This window comes from Thermoflexus sp. (genome assembly GCF_025055495.1).
In the GTDB taxonomy this organism is placed as follows: domain Bacteria; phylum Chloroflexota; class Anaerolineae; order Thermoflexales; family Thermoflexaceae; genus Thermoflexus.
The window spans coordinates 1-3,213 of the sequence record NZ_JANWXB010000086.1 but is presented as its reverse complement, the minus strand read 5'-3'; the positions used below and the strand labels follow the sequence as shown (position 1 = coordinate 3,213).

Sequence of the window (3,213 nt, the reverse complement as noted above, 5' to 3'; positions counted from 1 at the left end):
TCCTTCTGGCCCGCGTCCTGCGGCGACATATCGTGAAGGTTCCCGATCTGACGATGGGGGTGGAAATCCCGGAAGAGGCCTAACTACAGCCCGTCCGGAAGGCCCCCCGCACCGCCCCCGAAAACCCCCAAATTAAAAGTGGTCACCCCAGAGTGAAGCGTCGACCGCTGTGGCGGTCTATGCCTCACGAAAATTCCGTGGGGGATTGTAAACGCGATCATTGCTTTGAAATTATGCTTCGGAAGTTACGTCGAAGGCCGCCCCGCTTATGCCTTTGGACCCCGTGTAAGGCATGAGTGATGAAGGCCTGGGGGGTTGGCGTGCAGGGGAGGACGCCTCCACGGCGGCGGGGGACGCTACCGTTCGGACTGCAGAAGCTGTCGGAGTCGCCCCTGGAGTTCATTCAGCGCGAGCAGGGCCTGCAGCGGGGTGGTGTTCGCCAGGTCCAGGCCCAGGATCTCCCAGAGAAGCCGCCGGACCTCCTCGAATTCCTCCGGCCGCGCGAGGGGATGCCCCCGGCGAGGCGCTGGAAGCTCCGGATGGGCCGGCTTTCCTTCCAGTTCCTCCAGAACCTGACGGGCCCGCCGGATCACCCGGTCGGGCAGGCCGGCCAGCCGCGCGACATAGATCCCATACGACTTGTCGGCAGCCCCGGGGATCACCCGTCGCAGAAACACCACCTGATCCCCGATCTCCCGCACGGCCATCGTCATATTGCAGGCCCCTTCCAGGTGATCCGCCAGCCGGGTCAGCTCGTGATAATGGGTGGCGAAAAGGACGCGCGCCTGCACCTCGTCGTGCAGCGCCTCCGCCACGGCCCATGCCAGGCTCAGCCCGTCATAGGTGCTGGTCCCCCGGCCCACCTCATCCAGGATCACCAGGGAGCGAGGGGTGGCGTGATGGAGGATGTAGGCGGTCTCCAGCATCTCCGCCAGGAAGGTTGAGATGCCGGCCGTGATGTCGTCGCTGGCCCCCACCCGGGCGAACAGGCGGTCCGCGATCCCGATGCGGGCGGAACGGGCCGGCACGAAGGAGCCCATCTGGGCCATGAGGGTGATCAGGGCCACCTGGCGGATGTAAACCGACTTGCCGCTCAGGTTGGGGCCCGTCAGGATGATCAGCCGGCGCGAGGCGCTGAGCTCCGCGTCGTTGGGCACGAACGGCTCGCCCGGGGGGAGATGCCGTTCCACCATCGGATGGCGGCCCTCCCGGATCTCGATCCGATCGCTCTCCTCCACGACGGGCCGCGTGTAGCCGTAGCGGGCAGCGGCCTCCGCCAGCGCCTGATAGACGTCCAGCTCCGCCAGCCGACGGGCCACCCCCTGCAGCCGCTCGATGTATTCGGCGACCTTCCCCCGCACCTCCGCGAAGAGCTCGTATTCTAAATCCTCGATCCGCTCCTGGGTGGCCAGGATCTCCGTCTCCCGCGCCTTCAGCTCCGGCGTGACGAAGCGCTCGGCGTGGGTGATGGTGGCCCGGCGCTCGTAGTCGGGCGGCACCTGGTGCGCCTTCGAGCGGGGGACCTCGATGAAGAAGCCGAAGATCTCGTTGTATCGGATGCGAAGGTTCTCGATGCCGGTGCGGGCCCGCTCGCGCCCTTCCAGCTCGGCCAGCCAGCGTCGTCCTTCCTCCTCGGCGCGGCGCAGCCGATCCAGCTCCTCATGATAGCCCGGCTTGATCAGCCCGCCCTCCCGAAGCAGGAGGGGCGGATCGTCCACGATGGCCCGATCGATCAGCGTGACCACCTCCACACAGGGATCCAGCTCATCCCGCAGGGCTTGAAGCCGGGCGGCCTGAACCCACAGCATCCGGCTCCGGATTTGAGGGATCCGCTGCAACGTCCGCTTCAGGGCCACCAGATCGCGGGCGTTGGCGTTGCCGAAGCCGATGCGACCCACCAGCCGCTCCACATCGTAGAGTCCATCCAGTAGCCTCCGCAGATCCTGGCGGAGCAGCCCATCGCGGGTCAGCTCCTCCACCGCGTCCAGGCGCATCTGGATCGCGGGGACATCCCTCAAGGGCTGGAGCAGCCAGCGGCGGAGCAGCCGGGCTCCCATGGCGGTCACGGTGTGGTTGAGGACAGAGAACAGGCTCCCCTCCGCCCGGCGCTCCCGGATGGTCTCGGTAAGCTCCAGGTTCCGCCGGGTGACCGGATCCAGCCCCATATAGGCATCCCGGTGGTAGGTGCTGAGGTAGCGCAGGTGGCGGAGGTCGGAGATTTGGGAGGTCTTCACATAGTGCAGGGCGGCGCCGGCGGCAGCGATCGCCCAAGGGAGTCCCTCACAACCGAACGGCTGGAGGGAGGAGACCCCGAAGTGTTCCAGGAGGCGCTGGCGGGCGTTTTCCGGGTGGAAGGCGGCATCGGCCAGAGGGGAGATGCGGACGGTGCGTTCTCCCTTCAGCCGGGCTACCCAGGCCTCATCCCGGGCCCGGGATTCGGGGAGCACGAGCTCGGCCGGGCTCAGGCGGGCCAGCTCCTCCAGGAGGGTGGCCTCGGCCTCTGAGCCTTCCAGCTGGGCCGTGAAAAACTCACCGGTGGAAAGATCCAGGGCAGCCAGGCCGAATGACCGGCCGTCCGGGGAGGGGGCGACGGCGGCCAGGTAATTCTCCAGCCGGTCGCGGAGCAGGGCCTCCTCCACGACGGTGCCTGGGGTGATCACCCGCACCACGTCCCGCTTCACCAGCCGCTTGACCTTTTTGGGGTCCTCCAGCTGCTCCACCACGGCGACCTTGTAGCCTTTGGCGATCAGCCGGCCGATGTAGGAATCGACGTGGTGGGCCGGCACTCCAGCCATGGGGAGGCGCACATCCTTGGAGAACGAGCGGGAAGTCAGGGCCAGCTCCAGCTCGCGGGCGGCGATTTTCGCATCCTCTTCAAACATCTCGTAAAAGTCGCCCAGCCGGAACATCACGATCGCATCGGGGAAGCGGGCTTTGATCCGGCGATACTGGGCGAGCATCGGGGTCTCAGCGCTCATGCGGTTCATCTCCCTGTAAGAGACGGAGCGTAACGACGGACACAGAGACCTGCCCCTACTCCGGTAATGAGGGCCCTATCCGATGGGGCCCTCATATAGAGGCTGCAACGGATTATCCCCTTACGGATCCCTGAAAAGCCTATCATCATTATATTAAAGACGCATCCTGCGAGAATGCCCGGTGCTTTGTCCATTTTTCATTTGGAGGTTTTCGAGGGCGGTGCGGGGGCCTTTG

Annotated in this window: 1 protein-coding gene; it reads right to left on the bottom strand. The window is 65.9% G+C overall.

All coding sequences use genetic code 11. The annotated features are described in order from the left end of the window. Positions 1–356: 356 nt before the first annotated feature. Positions 357–2,978, bottom strand: coding sequence for a DNA mismatch repair protein MutS (gene mutS / locus NZM16_RS03030; protein ID WP_295478465.1), 2,622 nt, complete (start codon positions 2,976–2,978; stop codon positions 357–359). Positions 2,979–3,213 lie beyond the last annotated feature (235 nt).

What these genes read in the sequence shown, in the direction of transcription:
- mutS (WP_295478465.1), bottom strand. Translation starts at nt 2,978, where the DNA reads ATGAGCGCTGAGACCCCGATGCTCGCCCAGTATCGCCGGATCAAAGCC.